We start from the raw sequence: 16,947 nt of genomic DNA, 5'->3' as shown, positions 1-16,947 counted from the left end.
TGCAGACGGCGATGGACAAGCTGCGCGAACTGCGCGCGCTGCACGAAGACGGCTTGCTCAGCCGCCAGGAATTCGACAGCCGCAAGAACGCGATCCTGGACGCGGCCTATGCGGCGGCGCCCTCGGCGTCCGCCGCCAGTTCCACCGCCACCGATCCCGGACTGGCGCGCTCCAGCACGGAGATCGGCCTCATGGCGGGCCAGGAGGTCGGCCCGCCGAACCGCCGTTACCGGCTCGAGGGCCTGATCGCGTACGGCGGCATGGGCCAGGTGTGGGAAGCCACGGACCTCGCCACCCACGCCGAGCTGGGACACAGCGCGCGCGTGGCCTTGAAGATCCTCCCGCCCCAGCTGACCGAGCAGAGCGCCTGGGCCAGGCTGCTGGTCGAGGAAGCGGCAAGGGCCCGCCAGCTGGCGCACCAGCACATCGTGCGCGTCTACGACTGGGCGCGCGACCCGGCCACGGCCAGCTATTTCATCATCATGGAATGCCTCGAGGGCGAGGACCTGGACAGCCTGCTGGCGCGCGAGGGACGCCTGCCGCTGGCGCGCGCGCTGGAACTGCTGGCGCCGCTGGCCGATGCGCTCGACTACGCCTGGGACAAGCACCGCCTCGTGCACCGCGACATCAAGCCGGCCAACGTCTTCCTCGCCGGCGGCGACGTCAAGCTGCTCGACTTCGGGATCGCCGCGCGCGCCCGCGCCAGCACGGCGCAAGGCATGGAAGCACCGGCCACCTCGGGCACGGCGGGCTACCGGGCGCCGGAAGCGGGCCGCGCGGAGGGTGCGCCTGGCCGCGCCCTCGACGTGTACGCCACGGCCGTGATGGCGTACCAGATGCTGGCCGGGGCGATGCCCTTCGCCGACCGCCGCGCGGCCGGCGACGTTCCCGCGCGTCCCGACGGATTGCTGGACGCCCAGTGGGAAGCGCTGCAGGCCGGTTTCGCCTGGGAAGCGCAGGCGCGCCCCGCCAGCGTGCGCGACTGGCTGGAGCGCCTGCTGGCGGCGGGCGACGAGGCGGCTCGCCGGGCCGAGGAGCAGCGCCGCGCGGCCGCCGACGCCGCGGCGCGCGCGGAGGCTGCGCGGCGCGAGCAGGAGGAAACCCGGCGCGCCGAATTGCGCGCCCGCGTCCAGGCCGAGGCCACGGCCGCCGCCAGGGCGGCGATCGAGCGCCAGCGCCGCGAACAGGAACGGCTGGCGCGGGCGGCGGCCGAGGAGGCGCGCCAGGCGCGCAAGGAAGAATTGCGGCGCCAGCTGCACGAGCGCCGCGCCATCGAGGCGGAAAAGGCGCGCCAGGAACGCGAGGAAGCGCTGCGCAAGGCCGCGCTGGCGAAGGCGGCCGCCGCCCAGCTGGCGCAGCAGAAGCGTGCGCGCCACGAAGCCGCCGGCCAGGACGAAACCGCCGCGCCGGCCGCCGCCGCGCCGCCGGACGACCCCGTGGGCGCCGCGGTGCCGGTGCAGACGGAAGGCGTGCTCACCGAAGGCATATTGCGGGACCGCTTCCTGGACGGTTCCTCGAAGGGCCCGGAACTGGTGGTGCTGCCGACGGGACGCTTCCAGATGGGCTCTCCGGAGCACGAGCGCAAGATCGCGACGCAGGCGGGCGCCCAGAAGGGCTGGCTGGCGCGCGAATTGCCGCAGCACTGGGTCGGCATCGCGCGTCCGGTGGCGATGGGGCGCTATCCGGTGACGGTGGGCGAGTGGCGCGCATTCGTGCAGGCCACCGGCTGGGCCCAGGGCGGCGACGTCGACTGGGAGGCTCCGGGCTTCCCGCAGGACGCGCGCCATCCGGTGGTGGGCGTGAACTGGTTCGATGCGGTGCGCTACGCGCGCTGGCTCTCCGAGGCCACCGGCAAGACCTACCGCCTGCCCAGCGAGGCCGAGTGGGAGTATGCGTGCCGCGCCGGCACGAAGACGGCGTTCTCGTTCGGCGACGCGATCACCAGCGACCAGGCCAACTACGACGGCAACTTCAGCTACAACGGCGGGCCGCGCGGCGAATACCGGGGCGGCACGACGCCGGTTGGCAGCTATCCCGCCAATCCCTGGGGCCTTTGCGACATGCACGGAAACGTGTGGGAATGGGTGCAGGACGTCGTGCACGACAACTACGAGGGCGCGCCGGCGGACGGGAGCGCCTGGGAAGAGGGCGGCGACCAGGCCCGCCGCATTTTGCGCGGGGGCTCGTGGCTGTACAACCCGCGCTACCTGCGCTCGGCGCTGCGCAACGGCTTCTCGGCCGTGCTGTCGAACGACATCGTGGGATTCAGGGTCGTGCGCGAGCTGTAGAAAAGTACCACGTAAAAAACGCTGAACACAAAAGCGTCGCCCCCGCGCAGGCGGGGGCCCAATTCCTGTACGCGTCACGATAACGCATGCACGATTGGACCCCCGCCTGCGCGGGGGCGGCGTGTATTTATACGTTCTTAAGCTGCCGTCAGTGCCGGCACGCGGCGCTGTTCCAGGCGCTGCTGGCCGGCATCCAGGCGGAAGGTGTCGACCAGGTGGGCCAGCGCCTGCGCCTGTTCCTGCAGCGAATCGGCNTACGTTCTTAAGCTGCCGTCAGTGCCGGCACGCGGCGCTGTTCCAGGCGCTGCTGGCCGGCATCCAGGCGGAAGGTGTCGACCAGGTGGGCCAGCGCCTGCGCCTGTTCCTGCAGCGAATCGGCGGCGGCGGCGGCTTCCTCGACCAGGGCGGCGTTCTGCTGGGTGACCTGGTCCATCTGCACGATGGCCTGGTTGATCTGCTCGATGCCCGAGCTCTGCTCTTCGCCGGCGGCCATGATCTCGGCCATGATGTCGGTCACGCGCGCCACGCTCGAGACGATGTCGCCCATCGTCGCGCCGGCCTTGTCGACCAGCTGGGCGCCGGTGTCGACGTTGTTCACCGAGGTCGTGATCAGTTCCTTGATTTCCTTGGCGGCGGCGGCCGAGCGCTGCGCCAGGTTGCGCACTTCGCCGGCGACGACGGCGAAGCCGCGGCCCTGTTCGCCCGCACGGGCTGCTTCCACGGCCGCGTTCAGCGCCAGGATGTTGGTCTGGAACGCGATGCCGTCGATGACGGCGATGATGTCGACGATCTTCTTCGACGAATCGTTGATCGAACCCATGGTCTGGACCACTTCGCTCACCAGCTGGCCGCCGCGCACGGCGACTTCCGAAGCGGTCAGCGCGAGCTGGTTGGCCTGGCGCGCATTGTCGGCGTTCTGCTTGACGGTCGAGGTCAGTTCTTCGAGCGACGATGCGGTTTCTTCCAGGCTGCCGGCCTGCTCTTCGGTGCGGCTCGACAGGTTCAGGTTGCCGGCGGCGATCTCGCTGCTGGCGGTGGCGATCGACGAGCTGCTGTCGCGCACGCTGCGCACGGTCACGGCCAGCTGGCCCTGCATTTCGGCCAGGCCTTGCAGCAGCTTGCCCATTTCATCCTGGCGGTCGACTACGATGCGGGCCGACAGGTCGCCCTTGGCCATCGCGTCGAAGTGTTCCAGCACGCGGTTCAGCGGATTCATGATGGCGCGCAGCAGGGTCACCGACGACACGACGATCAGGAGCGCGCCCAGCACGATGGCGGTGATGGCGGCGGTGTAGATGCGGCCGGACAGCTGCTGGCTCGCTTCGTAGCTGGCCTTGGCGCCGTCGACCTGGTATTCGTCCAGCTTCATGGAGGCGGTGTTGAACTCGCCGTAGGCGGCCTGCATCTGCTTCATGAACAGGACTTCCATCTTGTCCTTGTCCTGGGCGCGGATGGCCTGGGTCAGGTCCTTGAAGCCGTTGATGTAGCCGGCGCGTTTCTCGGCCACGGCCTTCGCCAGCACGTCTTCTTCCGGCTCGCGCGGCAGCGCCATGTAGGCGGCCCACGACTTGTCGGCATCCTTGATGAAGCTCTCCATGCGGCTGATCGTCTTCTCGATGTCCGGCGAATCCGGGTGCAGCACGGCGCGGTCGAGGTTGAAGCGCGCGCGGCTCAGGAAATTCTTCGAATCGCCCAGGGCGATGATCGACTGCATCTGGTTGGCGTAGGTGTTCTCCAGCGCGCCGCTGGTCGACTTGATGCCGTAGATGCCCAGCAGGCCCACGGCAAGGATGATCAGCCCGAGGAACGCCATGGTGGCGATCAGGCGGAAGCGAAGAGTCAATTTACTGAACATAGCGTCTTTGAAGGTGACAGCGCCGCGGAGCGTGCTGGTTGAACGAGACTTGCTCTCATTTCCATGCTGACTATTGGTTCGGCACGGGCTAGGTTCGCACTTTATCTTTTAACTTTCCTCACTGCAATATTTTCGGCGCTTTTGTGCAGGATCTTTCCTGCATGGGTTGCGTATCTCCAACAAAAAATACGGTCGTCCCAGAATCACGATACATAATTGCCACTTTTATGCGAATGGCATAATGACGTTCATTCATCTTGGCGGATGCGCCACGTTGCGTTGTCGATCATGGAAAAGGAGGCCGCCATGCGGATTCCCGAGCACCTGCGGGCGCCGGCCATCGTCTTCGGCTTGCAGTTCGCGCTGCTGGCAGGATGCGGTCTGGTGTTCCTGCTGCTGGCCCAGCGCTGAGCCTCGGCCGGACTGCCGGCGCGGCGATCAGCCGAACAGCACCGACGGCGGCGCGCGGCGCCGCTCGCCCGTGCCGCTGCGGCGGCTGCCGTCCTCAGGACGCGGCTGGGCGGCGAAACGTACCCGGCCGTGGAAGCCGGACAGGCGTTCGAGGGCCGCGGCCGCGGACAGCGGGGTGTCCTGGCCGCTGGCGCGGTCGCGGTGCCAGAAGCCGCCGTCGCGGTGGAACAGCAGCGGCAGCTGCGCCGCGCGCGGCAGGCTGGCGCCGGCGGCGGGTGCGGCATCCGGCTCCACCCCTGGTGCCATCAGCATGAAGGCTTCGGCGGCGCCGCCGGCGTCCACGCGGTGCAGCACGACGGCGTGCCCCAGCACGGCGCTGACGACCAGCGTCACCACGCCGCGGATGCTGGCCGTGAGCTCGATGCGCATGCCGGTGCGCAGCAGCACCGGCACGTGCTTGCCCGGCCAGACGCCGTCCAGCAGCAGGCCGTAGCGCGACACGTCCTCGATCTCGAAGCCGTTGCGGCCGGCGCGCACGATCGCATGGCGCCCCGACAGCCGCCGCGTGAGACCGTCCGCGCGCGCGCCCCGTTCGTCGTAGTGCTGCAGCAGCAGGTCGGCTTCGGCGCGCACGGGTTCATGGCGGCCCAGTACGCATTCGTCCAGGGCGAACAGGCGCAGGTGGCGCTGGAAGCCCGCTTCCGGCTCGGCATGCACGATGCAGCCGGCCGAGGCCGGGGCCGGGTGGGCGCGCGCCGCCGGCAAATCGATCTCGATCAGGTCCTCGTCCCAGGCGATGGTCGGCAGGCCTACGGCGATCTTGCCGCCGTCGGCCTGGGCGGCGTCCAATGCCAGCCGGGCGATGCCGGCGTTGCGCGCGCTGATGTCGATGTCCATCGGCCCGCCGCCGGCCAGGCCGCTGAGCCGCGCGATCGAGCCGTCGTCGGCGCTGATGCGTACGTTCTTGTGGGTCGACAGGAAGGTCTGGTGGATCTCGCCCAGCGACGCATCGGCGCGCGGCACCAGCAGCACGAGCGTGGCCACCCAGGTGCGCGCCGTGCCGGCCCCGTCCGGGTCGCGCGCATGCACTTCGACGTCGATGCGGTACTGGCCGTGCTCGCGTCCGCGCGAGGAAAATTCCAGGAACAGGGGACGCCAGCTGCCATCCAGGCCGCGCGCCAGCCGGCGCGGACCGGATTCGAGCGGCAGCAGGTCCGATTGCAGCAGCAGCGTGACGGTGCCGGGCGCATCGGCCGGCATGCCGCGCAGCTCCAGCCGGATCGCATGGCGTCCGCCGGCCGCGCGCGGATCGAAGCCGCTCACGTGCAGGTGCGGACGGGCCGGCGCGGCGGCGCGCCGCACGGGGTGGGCCGGCAGGCCGTGCTCCGTGCGCGGACGGATCGCGTCCCCCGCCCGCTCGGTGCGCAGGCGGGTCAGCATGTCGAAGCTGGAGCCGAGGGCATCCGCCGCGGCGCTCGCCTGCGCCGGCTGCGGATGGCCGTGCGCGCACGCCGCCGCACCGGGGGCGACCCAGACGGTGCAATGCGGGTGGGCAGGGCTGCTGCAGCGTTTCATGGCGGCGTGGGCGGGAGCGGGTTCGTGTCGCGAATGGTTTGTCGGCAAAGCTTACGCGATTCTAGCCTGCCGCGGCGCACGCGGTTCGGCAAATGGCAAGACTTTTTTCCAAAATGCATCATTTACAACGATCAAGCGACGGGCAACACCGTTTCATCGGCCGCGGGCGGCCCGGGCACGCGCAACAGCACGGCCGTGATGTTGTCAGGATGGAAAAACGCGGGCGGATGGGCTTCGTAGGCGTCCAGCAGCGCCGCCAGCATCGTGGCCGCGTCGGCACCGCTGCCGAGCAGCTGCGGCCACCGTGCCACCCAGCCGTACGGATCGGCGCATGACCACAGGCCGTCGGTCGCCAGCAGGTAGGCGGCGCCCGGGCGCAGGGCGATCGCGCGCCGGTCGGCGAGCGGCGCCAGCCAGGCCGGCAAGCCGTCCGGCGCCAGCGCGAACAGCGCGTCGTCCAGCCGGGCCGGGTCGGCGATGGCGTTCCCGAGGATGAAGGCCTGCGACAACTGGGGCCGGTGCTCGCCGTGCACCTGCTGCCACCACTGGGCCTCGTCGAGCAGGCCGCCGATGGCGAAACCCGTCGCCGGGACGTGGTCGATGGTCATGGGGGTGGCGCGTGCGCGGGTGATTTCGTACAGCCGCGAATCGCCCACGTGGTACAGCAGGGGCGCTGCGCCGGCCGGCAGTTCCAGCAGCGTCAGCGTGGTGCCGGGACGCGGGCCCGGGCAGTCCGCGAACGCGCGCTGGAGCCGCGCATGCAGGACGTCGAGGTGGTGGGCCAGCGTGGCGCCGTCATGGCATGGCGGCAGCGCCAGCAGGCCGGCGACGACGGCTTCCGCCGCTTCCCGCCCATGGCCGTGGCCCCCCATCCCGTCCAGCACGGCCAGGCGCGCATGACCGGCCGGCCAGCCCGCCAGCGCTTGCCGCTGCAGGCGCTGGCCGTGCAGCCAGGCCGCGTTGCCGGCGTCGTCGACGACGAGGAGGTTGTCCTGGTTCTCCTCGCGCAGGCGGGGACCGGCGCCGCGCCGCGAGCAGGCGGCGACGTCGAGGGCGCCGATGCGCGCGGCGAGGGGGACGGCGGGGAAATCGGGAGCGGTGGACATGGCGTTACTCTAACCGACAATCGCGGCAAGCCGGGCAACGATCAGCCGCGCTGTTCCTTGCCTGCCGCGGGTTCAACGACCATGTCCCTCGTCGGCGCGGCGCAGCCACAGGCTGCTGGCCCAGCCTTCGACCGGCGCGCCGTCCACGCGGGCGCGCACCTGCCACCAATCCCCGTCCACCTTGCCCGTCGCGCGCACGACGGTGCCCGCGGCCAGCACGCGCAGGCGCGGCGCGCCGACGCCGTTGTCGCTACGCAGGTTCAGGTCGTCCACCACGCGGTAGCGGACCCCGGCATCGGGCCGCGTGGGCGGCGGCGCCTCGGGGACCAGCGTCACAGGGGCCGGCGCCGGCAGCGGTTCGGCCAGCGCCAGCGGGGGCGCCGAGGCCCCGAGTCCGGCCAGTGCGCCGAACAGCGTCCCGAGCGCCAGCGTGCCGCCGGCGACGACGGCGAAGGCGCGCAGGTTGGCGCGGCGCCACCAGCCGCGCGGGGTCAGGCGCGCGGCCAGCGCCAGCGTCAGCACGAGGGCGGCGCCGTAGGCCAGCAGCGCCGGCAGCCAGGCGTTCATGCGTCGAAGCGCAGCACGTAGTGGCCCGCGACCAGGTGGTGCCCGGCGGGCAGGCGGTAGGGCGCGTCCGCCGTCGCGTCGCCGATGGCGGCCACGAACTGCAGCCCCTCGTCCAGGTGGTACAGCGCCTGGGTCGGCGACAGGCGTGCGATGCGCCAGCCGTCGGTGTCCGCCTCGAAGCTGAATGCCGTGCGCGACAGGCCCAGGCGGTCGGCGCTGCACGGCGCGCCGCTGCTCTTGAGGAAGCGCGGCGAGTCGAGCACGCGCAGCCCGGCGAGCATGGGCGTGCCGCGGCCGAACACGAAGCGGGCGCCGGCCGCCACCGGCTGCGACGGCGGTCGGGGCAGGCGCAGCAGCGCGCAATAGCGGTCGGCGAGCGCCGGCGCGGGCGCCAGCAGGTCGACGCGGGTGCTGTCGACGGGGCTGAAGCTGGCCGGCGCGGCGATCCGCTCGCGGCCCGCCGGCGTGATCGCCTGCAGGCCGTCGTGCTCGTCGACCGCGAAGCCGATCAAGGCGTCGGGGCCGGCGGCCGCCGGGGCGAAGGCTCCGTCGAGGCCGATCTCCAGCGCCTGGGCGCCCGTCTCGCGGTAGCGCGACAGGCGCGGCAGCGCCAGCGCGGCGAGCGCCACGCGCTGGCGCGCCAGCGGCGCGAACGTGGCGTCGGCGATCGCTTCGCTTTCGCGCGGCGCGGGCGCGGCGGCCTGGGCGACGGGGACGGCCGTCATCTCGGGCTGGGGCGCGACGCGCGGCTTCCATACGGCCGGCCGTGCGGAGGGGGCGGTGGGACGCGGCGATGCACCTGCCATCGGAATCGGGCGCTGCGCCGCCGGCGCCGCCGGCACGTGCGCCGGCTGGGCCGGCGTGATGCGCAGCAGCAGGCGCAGGGGCGCGCCGGCCGCATCGACGGCGCCGCGGCGCGACTTGACCGTGTACCAGCCGGCCGACGCGTCGTAGTTGCATTCGAACGCGTCCTTCGGGCGCACCTGCACCTCGAGCGGAGTGCCGGGACCATCGTTGATCAGGAGGACGCCGCCCTCGGCACCGAACGGCCAGCCGGGGGCGGCGCAGGTGGCGCCGTATTCGTCCTGGCCGATCACGGTGAGGCGCTGGTTCGGATAGATGGCGCAGGCGGTCTTCCAGACGGCGCTGTCGCGCGAGACGGCCACCGTGTACTGGACTTGCTCTTCCGCCGCCGGCAGGTAGACGGCGTGGCCGAACTTGACCTCGACTTGACCCGGTTCCAGGCGCTCCGTGCCGACCACGTGGTAGCGCACGTCGTCGCCGGCCAGCAGGTCGCCGAAATCCTTCTGGTGCAGTGCGGCCAGGCCCTGGGCCAGGTCGCGCGCACGCGCACCGCGGGTCAGGTGGCGGTCGTCGTCGACTTCTTCCTGCGGCAGCATCAGCGTCACGTGCGAGAAGCAGCGGGTGGCGGCGCGGCCCCGTTGTTCGCGCGGGGCGCGTTCGAGCAGGTCGCGCAGCAGCGCGCGCCGCGAGAACAGGGCGAGGCCGGGCGATTGCCAGATGGCGTCGGCGTCGAACACGTCGTCGACCCGGCCCAGGGCTTGGTGTTGCACGTAGACGGGCATGATTCGTTCTCCTCTAAAGATTGGCTGCTGGCGGCAGCGAAGCCGAGCAGGGGGCAGATGAAAAACAGCAGGTGCGAGCCGCCGGCGGACAGGAAACTCATCGGCTGGCCCATGACGGGAAAGATCGCCAGGTTCGTACCCCAGGACAGCAACATGTGGCCGAACAGGAAGGCGGCGCCGCCGGCCAGGAAGAAGCAGCGGAACCGCGCCTGCCACGCCAGGCGGAAGTCGCGCGTGCGGCCGCCCGCCTGCCAGCAGCGCAGGGCCAGGCGCAGCAGCCCCGCCAGCAGCAGGGCCTGGAGCAGCCACAGCGCCAGCGCTGCGGCCAGGCCGTGGCGGTTCAGGAAGAAGGACGGGGCGAAATCGTCCTGCACGGCCGGGATGCGCAGGGCGCTCCCCGGGCCGGGACTGCCCAGGCCCAGCACGCCGTCGGCGCCCCACCAGCCGCCATCGCCGATCGCGCGCGCTCCCAGCAGCAGCTGCTGGCCCGTGTGCGGATGGCCGGCCGGGTCGAGCCAGACGAGGAAGCGGTCCGCATAGAAATCCCAGCGCGCGATCTCGCCCGGCCCCGCGTCGCGCAGGCCGGCCACGGCCAGCACGCCCAAGAGCGCGCAGCCGACCAGGAGGCCGGCGGCCAGGCGCTGGCGCGTGGCCAGCGCATGCGCCAGCGCCATCGCGCCGCCCCACACCGCCAGCAGCACGAGCGGGGAAAAGTCGTCGACCTGGACCACGGCGACGGCCAGCAGCAGCATGAACAGCAGGGCCGGCGCCACCAGGCGCAGCAGGCGCAGCCAGGCGCCGCCCGGCAGCGGATGGCCCGCGCAGGCGAGGGCCAGGCAGTGGGCCGACAGCAGCGCCAGCGCCAGCTTGGCGAATTCCACGGGCTGCAGGTCGAACACGCCCGTCTCGCTGCCGAGCGCCACCTGCAGCACGAGGCCCGCCAGCGCGAGGCCCGTGAGCAGCAGCAGGCCCAGCTCGACGCGCGCCTGGCCAGGCGGCAGCGCCGGTCGAACGAGACCGGCCAGCAGGCAGGCGCCGGTGCCCAGCGCGGCCAGCGCGCCCGTCTTGCCGGCATGGCGCAGCCAGGACGAGTCGGCGGCATCCAGGCCCAGTTCCAGCTGTGCCAGCAGGCCGAGGGCGAGCAGCAGCACGGCGGCGCCCAACGCCGGTTCGAAGCGGCGCGGCGCCAGCACGGCCAGCCACAGGGCGCCCCAGGCGGGCAGCAAGGCGACGCCGGCGCCGGCCGGCATGCCGGTGCGCTGCAGCCACAGCGACAGGACGCCGGTGGCGGCGAGCAGCACGCCGCAGCCCGCGCCCAGGGCCGCGCGCACGGCGACCCCGCGCCCGCGCCCGCGCCGCCGCGGCAGGAAGGCCGCGAGGCCGGCGCCCAGCGCCAGCGCCGCGGCGGCCAGCAGCGGCAGCGCCGCCGCTTCCGGCACGTGCCACAGCGCGCGCTGCGTCCACGTCCAGACGACGCCGTCCGGCAGGCGCACGCGCGGTTCGGCATACAGGCCCACGCCGGCGACCGGATGCAGGTGCAGCACGTCGCCGTTCGGTTCCACCAGGTAGCGCGTGCGGCCGGCGACGAGCACGTGGCCGCTGTCGGCACCCAGGCGCAGCGCGCGCCGTGCCAGCAGGTCCGCCCGGCCGCCTTCCTCCAGCAGCAAGGGGGCGGCGTCCGGGCCCGTCGCGGCGGCAAGCAGCAGGCCGCCACGGTCGCGCGCGATGGTGGCGGCGGGGGCCGGCAGGCCGGCGATGGCGATGCGGTTGCCGCAATCGAGGTTGCCGCCGAAGACGAGCGGCCGCGCCATCGTCAGCGCGCGGGGGGCGATACGGTTCCAGGCCGCGGCCAGGCGCGTGCCGAGGCGGGCGTCCGGGCAGCTCGGCTGCGGCACACCGTCGCGCTCGAGGAGCGCCCCGTCGTAGCGCCAGCGCACGGCGCCGCGCGAGAACGACATCGTGCCGCCGTCGGCGGCGTCGACGGCGAAGCGCGCCGCGCCGAGCTGGAAGCGCTGGCCGCTGGCCACGGCCACGCTGCCGCTGCGCTGCTGGCGCTCGCCGTCGAGCAGGCGCAGGGGCGTGGCGCCGCCGTTGGCGATCCACCAGGCGCCGCCGGCGTCGCGGCGCAGCAGCAGCTGGTCCTCGTCGGCCAGCGGCGCCGCGAGCGCGGCGCGGCCCAGCGCCAGCGATGCGTCGCGCCCCAGCGTGACCGTGATCTGGGACGGCATCCAGGCCGCCGGGGCGCGCAGCAGCGCGAGCAGCTGCAGGGCGCAGACCAGCAGCAGGACGGCGGCGGCGACCGTGCGCGCCTGGAAGCGGAAAGCGTTCATGCGGCGGCCTTGAGTCCGGGCGCCGCCACCGACGCCAGCGCCGCCGCGGCAGGCGCCAGCAGGCGGCTGATCTCGAGCGCGTGGCGCGGGCGTTGCTCCGGCCGCGGCGCCAGCAGGGCGCGCAGCAGGGCCAGCAAGGGCGCGCGCGCCGTGTCCGGTGCCTGGCCGAGTGCGTGCGCCAGGAACAGCGCCGCTTCGTCCGCTTCCAGCGGGTCGGCGTGGCCGGCCAGGGCGCGCGCCGCGCCGGGCGCGCCCAGTTCGCGGTAGGCCTGGGCGCAGCGCGCGCACCAGCGCAGCACGGTGCCGGTGACGAGGTAGTACAGCAGGGCGCCGAGCGCGAAATAGTCGCTGCGCGCGTCCGTCCGGTAGGCCTGGTCGGCCTCCGGCATGCATTGTTCGGGCGCTTGCCAGCCGGCGGTGCCCGCATAGGAATGGGCGCCGGCGTCGAGCAGCGGACGGTTGGTGCCGAAGTCGGCCAGCTTGAGGGCATTGCGGGGCGCGTCCAGCAGCAGGTTCGACGGTTTCAGGTCGAGGTAGCGCCAGCCGTACTGATGCACCTTGGCGAGCGCCTGGTTGACCTGGGCGATCCAGTCGAGCGCCTGGGCGGCGCCGACGGCGTCGCCCCGTGCCCGCCGCGCCGCCAGGTGCGAGGCCAGGTCGCCGTCGAGCAGTTCCAGCGCCATCGCCGGCTCGCCTTCGTGGGCGCCGCTGTCGAGCAGGCGCACGATGTGGCGCCGGTCCCAGGGCTGCAGGCCGCGCAGGAACGCGATCTCGGCGGCGGCGCAGGCGCTCCAGCGCGCGCGCTGGGGCGGCAGGGCGAGGGCCATCTGCTCGCGGTTGACCAGTTTCAGGGCGGCCGGCGTGCCGCTGCCCAGCGACTCCGCTTCCCACACGATGCCGTAGCTGGACCCGGCCAGCGGCGCGCGCAGGCGCCAGGCGTCGCTGCCGAGAGTGATGATGTCGCCCGCTTCGAGCATGTCTCCTCCTGTCTGCCGCGGCAGATGCCGCCGCGAGGGCCTAGCGGGGGGAGGGCGAAAAAAAACCGCGCACGGGGCGCGGTTTTTCGTCGGAGCCGGGATGAATCAGCGGTGGTGGTCCCAGTGGCCACGACCGTGGCCGCGATCCCAGCCGCGGTCGTAGTGTCCGCGATCCCAGCCGCGGCCGCCGCGGTCGATGACGACGACATCCGGGCGCGCATCGTAGTAATAGCGCGGCGACTCGACGTACACCGGGCGCGGTTCCACGTAGACCGGGCGCGGTTCGACGTAGACGGGGGCGGGCTGGTAGTAGCCCGACGAGTAATAGGTGTTCGAATAGCCGCGGTCGCGGTAGTAGTAGTTGTCGTTCGTGCGGATCGAATTGCCGACGACCGCGCCGATGGCGCCGCCGACCAGGGCGCCGTTGCGGCCGTTCGCAGCGCCGCCGATGGCTGCGCCGACCAGCGCACCTGCTACCGTATTCGCGCCGCGGTCCTGAGCCATTGCCGTAGTGGACGAGACGGCGGCCGCGGCCAGGAGTACCGCACCAAAGCATTTTTTATTCAACATGGCTGTTCCTTTTGCCGCAACGGGGATCGAATGATCGTGACGACGCCCGGCATGCAAGTATCATAGACCCGCGTTCGCCAGATTCCACGGGTTAATACGAATTCTTACATTCACACCCGACTTCGTAACAATCGGTATCGGTTTCGTTGCAAACGGGGCTGCCCTCCGCCTTTCGATAGGGGTGTTGGCTCTTGCACCACGAACAGTTCGCCCCATCTAATTAGCTCGACCACTCACGCATCGACATCCATGGCCCGACGACGCTCCGGTATTTCCCTCCTCGTGATCCTGGCGCTGCTGCACGCCTATATCGGGGTGCGCCTCCTGCCCGCGATGGAGATCGGCCTGGCCGGCCTGGCGCTGGGCGCCGTGCTGCTGGCCATCTCGGCCGTGCTCGTGCGCATCGGGCTGGTGGCACCCACGCTGCGCCGCACGCGCTGGTCCGAGCAGGTGGCCTGGGCGGGCCTGCTGGCCATGGGATTCTTCTCCTCGCTGTTCGTGCTGACGGTGCTGCGCGACGTGGCCCTGCTGGTGCTGCACCTGGCAGGCGCCGGCGGACCCGTGTTCACGCGCGACAGCGCCGTCGCCGTGCCGCTGCTGGCGCTGGCCGTGACGGCGATCGGCTTCGTCAATGCGCGCCGGGTCGCCCGCGTCGTCAAGGTCGAGGTGCCGATCGCCGGGCTCCCGCCCGCGCTGCACGGTTATTCGATCGCCCAGATCTCGGACATCCACGTGGGCCCGACGATCCGCCGGCCCTACCTGAACGCCATCGTGACCCGGGTCAACGCCTTGAAGCCGGACGCCATCGCCGTCACGGGGGACCTGGTCGACGGCAGCGTGCAGCGCCTGGCGCCGCATACGGAGCCCTTGTCGCGCCTGTCGGCGCCGGACGGCAGTTTCTTTGTGACGGGTAACCACGAGTATTACTCGGGCGCCGAACAGTGGATCGCGGAAGTGCGCCGGCTGGGGCTGCGCGTGCTGATGAACGAACACGTGATCCGGCGCCGCGGCGATGCCGCCCTCATGATCGCCGGCATCACCGACTATTCCGCCCACCTGTTCAACCCGGGCCACAAGAGCGACCCGCACCTGGCGGCGGCGGGCGCGCCGGACGACGTCGCCGTACGCATCCTGCTGGCCCACCAGCCGCGCAGCGCGCCGGCGGCGGCGGATGCCGGCTTCGACCTGCAATTGTCCGGCCATACGCACGGCGGCCAGTTCTTCCCCTGGAACCTGTTCGTGCCGCTGCAGCAGCCGTTCGTCGCCGGCCTCAACCGGGTGCGCTCGCTGTGGGTGTATACGAGCCGCGGTACCGGATACTGGGGGCCGCCCAAGCGCTTCGGCGCTCCATCGGAGATTACCTTGGTCAAATTAGTGCCTGCCTAAATCTCAATAATGTATTTACGGCAACAATTTCTCCCAAAGGGGAGGCTTATGCGCTATCGTTGGGGTTTTTCCTACCCCCACTAAAGGATAGTGCGCATGAATCGCCGTACCCGTCTTCCCGTCCTGACCATCCTGGCTGCGAGCCTCATCGCTGGTGCCGCGCACGCCGCCACGCCCGGCAACGATCCGGCCGCGCTCGCGAAGGTGCGCGACACGGCGCTGCAGAGCGACTACGCGTACCAGCGCCTGGAAGACCTGACGGACCTGGTCGGGCCGCGCCTGTCCGGTTCGCCGGGTGCCGCGGCGGCGGTGAAGCAGGTGGCGGACGAGTTGCGCAAGCTGGGCGCCAAGGTCACGTTGCAGCCGGTTAAGGTGCCGCACTGGGTGCGCGGCGCCGAGGCGGGGTCGCTGGTCGACTACAAGGGCCGTCCCGAGGGCGTGACGCAAAAGATCGTGCTGGCCGCGCTGGGCGGTTCGGGCGCGACGCCGGCCGCCGGCATCACGGCCAAGGTCGTCGTGGTCGGCAGCTTCGAGGAGCTGAAGGCCAAGGCGGCCGAGGTCAAGGGCAATATCGTCCTGTTCGACGTGCCGTTCGACCAGCGCATGGCCGACCGCGGCCTGGCGGGCACCGCCTACGGCCAGGCCGTCGCGTTCCGCGGCGCCGGCCCGCGCATGGCGGCCGAGATGGGCGCGTCCGCGGCACTAGTGCGCGCCGTCGGCGGCGCGGCCTATCGCATCGTCCATACGGGCGCCACCAATCTGCAGGACGGCGCGCGCATTCCCGCGGCGGCCGTCACCATCGAGGATTCGATGCTGATCGCGCGCCTGGCCAAGCGCGGCCCCGTCACCATGCACCTGACCCTGACCCCGCAAATCCTGCCGGACGCCGACAGCTTCAACGTCATTGCCGACTGGCAGGGCACGGACAAGGCCGACGAGATCGTGCTCGTGTCCGGCCACCTGGATTCCTGGGACCTCGCGACCGGCGCCAACGACGACGCCTCGGGCGTCGTCAGCGCGATGGAAGTCATCAATACGCTGCGCAAGCTCGACTATCGTCCGCGCCGCACCATCCGCGTGGTGGCCTGGATGAACGAGGAAAACGGCGGACGCGGCGGCGTCGGCTACGACGCCGCCTACAAGTCGACGGCCGAGAAGCACTTCGCCGCCTACGAGGACGACAACGGTTCGGGCCGTCCGTTCGGCTTGCGCGCCGGCCTGAGCCAGGCGTCGATGAAGCTGCTGGCCCCGCTCCAGGCGGCGCTGTACCCGATGGGCGCCGGTGCGCTGCGCCGCGAAGACGTGGTCGGCTCCGGTGACCTGCATGCGCTGGAAAAGTCCGGCGTGCCCAGCTTCGAACCGTGGATCGATTCGTCCGACTACTTCAATTACCACCATACCCCTGCCGACACCTTCGACAAGGTCGATCCGGACAACCTGCGCCGCCACGCAGCCGTCATGGCAACCACCGCGTGGTTCCTGGCGAATATGGATCAGCCGATCGGCCGCTCCAATATCTACGCGAGCGCTGCCCCGGCTGCCAATGCCGTCGCGGCCGGCGCCAACGCTGCGGCGAACGCCGGCGGTGGCGCCGGCGCCGCTGTCTCGTCTAGTGCCCCGGCCAAGGCCAAGTAAGGCGTGTGGGCCGGCGTCGTGCGCCGGCCCTTGCCCCGGGCTTGATCCTGGGACGTGTTGCGGCACGCGCGGGCACGAAGCACGCGGAGGGCAGGGCAGTGCCTGTGACCGGACTCAGCCGCCGCTGATGCGCCGGATCGCCCGCGCATGTCCACGGAACGGACGGCCATAGACTGTCTGGATGCCGCTGGCAAAGTTCTGCCCCCAGACCAGTTGCGGCCGCGTTTCGTGCTGCTCGGACGACCAGTACCAGACGCGATCGAAGGACTCGCGCTGGTTGGCGAACAACAGGGCCAGTTCGCGCCGGGTCGGTAGCGCGCCTTCCTGCATGCTTGCCCACTCGCTCGCTGCCGGCCAGCTGACGTCGGAAGCTTCGTCCGCCAGCAGTACCAGGTGGTAGTCGGGGTCGCCATTCTTGCCGAGGATGACCCCGGCGTAGACTTCGCCCTCCTTCAGCATTTCTTGGATCCTCAGGTAATCGCCCATCGCGCAGTCCTTTCGTGAGTGTAGCGTTCCTTAAGACCTTGATCGCCGCGCTTGGTTGCGGCACGGGACTCGACCTAGCTCATAACGGATAGCGCTGGCGCTGGTTCATAGCGCGTACTCGAGTTCGGGCACCGATGCCGGCGGCATCAAGACCACCGCCAGCGGCACCGCCGCG

The 16,947-nt window shown here is 71.5% G+C and carries 12 protein-coding genes; 3 read left to right on the top strand and 9 right to left on the bottom strand.

Annotated features, from left to right (window positions below; genetic code table 11):
• The first annotated feature begins 11 nt into the window (after positions 1-11).
• On the top strand, positions 12-2,288 hold the full coding sequence (locus QPK32_RS23850) for a bifunctional serine/threonine-protein kinase/formylglycine-generating enzyme family protein (protein ID WP_290415271.1): 2,277 nt from the start codon (positions 12-14) through the stop codon (positions 2,286-2,288).
• 262 nt (positions 2,289-2,550) lie between these two features.
• Here the strand turns inward: QPK32_RS23850 and QPK32_RS23845 are convergent, their stop codons facing one another.
• The 8 genes from QPK32_RS23845 to QPK32_RS23810 form a co-directional block, all read right to left on the bottom strand.
• Positions 2,551-4,143 carry a methyl-accepting chemotaxis protein gene (locus QPK32_RS23845; protein ID WP_290415270.1) on the bottom strand — a complete coding sequence of 531 codons (1,593 nt, stop codon included), beginning with the start codon at positions 4,141-4,143 and terminating at the stop codon, positions 2,551-2,553.
• A gap of 438 nt (positions 4,144-4,581) precedes the next feature.
• Positions 4,582-6,129 carry an FHA domain-containing protein gene (locus QPK32_RS23840; RefSeq protein WP_290415269.1) on the bottom strand — a complete coding sequence of 516 codons (1,548 nt, stop codon included), beginning with the start codon at positions 6,127-6,129 and terminating at the stop codon, positions 4,582-4,584.
• Positions 6,130-6,260: 131 nt separating this feature from the next.
• Positions 6,261-7,235 carry a PP2C family serine/threonine-protein phosphatase gene (locus QPK32_RS23835; protein ID WP_290415268.1) on the bottom strand — a complete coding sequence of 325 codons (975 nt, stop codon included), beginning with the start codon at positions 7,233-7,235 and terminating at the stop codon, positions 6,261-6,263.
• A gap of 72 nt (positions 7,236-7,307) precedes the next feature.
• Complete coding sequence (locus QPK32_RS23830) at positions 7,308-7,802, bottom strand: SH3 domain-containing protein (protein ID WP_290415267.1); 495 nt, start codon at positions 7,800-7,802, stop codon at positions 7,308-7,310.
• A complete protein-coding gene (locus tag QPK32_RS23825; protein ID WP_290415301.1) occupies positions 7,799-9,325 on the bottom strand; it encodes a hypothetical protein in 1,527 nt (508 codons plus the stop codon). Before QPK32_RS23825 ends, QPK32_RS23830 begins: the two co-directional genes overlap by 4 nt.
• Positions 9,208-11,718, bottom strand: coding sequence for an FtsW/RodA/SpoVE family cell cycle protein (locus QPK32_RS26765; protein WP_290415266.1), 2,511 nt, complete (start codon positions 11,716-11,718; stop codon positions 9,208-9,210). Before QPK32_RS26765 ends, QPK32_RS23825 begins: the two co-directional genes overlap by 118 nt.
• A complete protein-coding gene (locus QPK32_RS23815; RefSeq protein WP_290415265.1) occupies positions 11,715-12,695 on the bottom strand; it encodes a protein kinase in 981 nt (326 codons plus the stop codon). The genes QPK32_RS26765 and QPK32_RS23815 overlap by 4 nt, the downstream gene beginning before the upstream one ends.
• Positions 12,696-12,800: 105 nt before the next feature.
• The gene (locus QPK32_RS23810) at positions 12,801-13,265 is read right to left on the bottom strand and encodes a PXPV repeat protein (RefSeq protein ID WP_290415264.1); all 465 of its coding nucleotides are present in this window, start codon (positions 13,263-13,265) and stop codon (positions 12,801-12,803) included.
• Positions 13,266-13,514: 249 nt separating this feature from the next.
• Between QPK32_RS23810 and QPK32_RS23805 the strand changes: the two genes are divergently transcribed.
• A complete protein-coding gene (locus QPK32_RS23805; protein ID WP_290415263.1) occupies positions 13,515-14,651 on the top strand; it encodes a metallophosphoesterase in 1,137 nt (378 codons plus the stop codon).
• Between the two features lie 96 nt (positions 14,652-14,747).
• Entirely contained in the window at positions 14,748-16,286 is a 1,539-nt protein-coding gene (locus QPK32_RS23800) for a M20/M25/M40 family metallo-hydrolase (RefSeq protein WP_290415262.1), read from the top strand.
• Between the two features lie 114 nt (positions 16,287-16,400).
• Here the strand turns inward: QPK32_RS23800 and QPK32_RS23795 are convergent, their stop codons facing one another.
• The gene (locus tag QPK32_RS23795) at positions 16,401-16,772 is read right to left on the bottom strand and encodes a DUF1566 domain-containing protein (protein WP_290415261.1); all 372 of its coding nucleotides are present in this window, start codon (positions 16,770-16,772) and stop codon (positions 16,401-16,403) included.
• Positions 16,773-16,947 lie beyond the last annotated feature (175 nt).

The sequence above is a fragment of the Massilia sp. YIM B02763 genome (assembly GCF_030412015.1).
In the GTDB taxonomy this organism is placed as follows: domain Bacteria; phylum Pseudomonadota; class Gammaproteobacteria; order Burkholderiales; family Burkholderiaceae_D; genus Telluria.
This window is presented reverse-complemented; position numbering and strand designations above follow the sequence as displayed.

Coding starts and splice junctions, on each gene's coding strand:
- QPK32_RS23850 (WP_290415271.1), top strand. CDS start 12: ATGGACAAGCTGCGCGAACTGCGCGCGCTGCACGAAGACGGCTTGCTC.
- QPK32_RS23845 (WP_290415270.1), bottom strand. CDS start 4,143: ATGTTCAGTAAATTGACTCTTCGCTTCCGCCTGATCGCCACCATGGCG.
- QPK32_RS23840 (WP_290415269.1), bottom strand. CDS start 6,129: ATGAAACGCTGCAGCAGCCCTGCCCACCCGCATTGCACCGTCTGGGTC.
- QPK32_RS23835 (WP_290415268.1), bottom strand. CDS start 7,235: ATGTCCACCGCTCCCGATTTCCCCGCCGTCCCCCTCGCCGCGCGCATC.
- QPK32_RS23830 (WP_290415267.1), bottom strand. CDS start 7,802: ATGAACGCCTGGCTGCCGGCGCTGCTGGCCTACGGCGCCGCCCTCGTG.
- QPK32_RS26765 (WP_290415266.1), bottom strand. CDS start 11,718: ATGAACGCTTTCCGCTTCCAGGCGCGCACGGTCGCCGCCGCCGTCCTG.
- QPK32_RS23815 (WP_290415265.1), bottom strand. CDS start 12,695: ATGCTCGAAGCGGGCGACATCATCACTCTCGGCAGCGACGCCTGGCGC.
- QPK32_RS23810 (WP_290415264.1), bottom strand. CDS start 13,265: ATGTTGAATAAAAAATGCTTTGGTGCGGTACTCCTGGCCGCGGCCGCC.
- QPK32_RS23805 (WP_290415263.1), top strand. CDS start 13,515: ATGGCCCGACGACGCTCCGGTATTTCCCTCCTCGTGATCCTGGCGCTG.
- QPK32_RS23800 (WP_290415262.1), top strand. CDS start 14,748: ATGAATCGCCGTACCCGTCTTCCCGTCCTGACCATCCTGGCTGCGAGC.
- QPK32_RS23795 (WP_290415261.1), bottom strand. CDS start 16,772: ATGGGCGATTACCTGAGGATCCAAGAAATGCTGAAGGAGGGCGAAGTC.